Here is a 458-nt window from a genome sequence, read left to right on the forward strand (position 1 = left end):
GCGAAAGGCGGCCACTTCGGCCCGGCGGCCAAAAGCGGTCCCTTTGGCCCGACGGCGAAAACCGGGCCGGGGATGAACCCCGGCGGCAATGTCATTCCGGGCCAGCCGCGAATCGGGACGGGAATTCAAGGCGGCAACAATGACCCTGTCTTCCGGGACCAGGTACCGGAGGGCGCCTTGTTGGTCGGGTTTGAAGCGGGGATGGGAAAATGGAACAACATGAACGACGTTGTCAACTCGCTTCGCCCGATCTATCGGTCGGGATCGACGGAGATCATGGGCAAACAATTCGGTCCGGCCCCGGCCAACCCGATCAAAATCATCGCGAAACCGGGTTATGCCATCGGAGCGATCACCGTGAAGGCGGCGGCGATGCCGGATATGCGGTCGGCACGATGACGGTAAAAGCGGTTTTTAGTGGTGCATCCGCCAAATATCAATACACTATTTGGCACTTC

At 59.8% G+C, this 458-nt stretch carries 1 pseudogene; it reads left to right on the forward strand.

Features of this window, described 5'->3' with window-relative positions:
* A pseudogene (locus BGIM_RS66200) lies at positions 1–399 on the forward strand (hypothetical protein); the annotation flags it as partial.
* Positions 400–458 lie beyond the last annotated feature (59 nt).

The sequence above is a fragment of the Zavarzinella formosa DSM 19928 genome (assembly GCF_000255705.1).
In the GTDB taxonomy this organism is placed as follows: Bacteria; Planctomycetota; Planctomycetia; order Gemmatales; family Gemmataceae; genus Zavarzinella; species Zavarzinella formosa.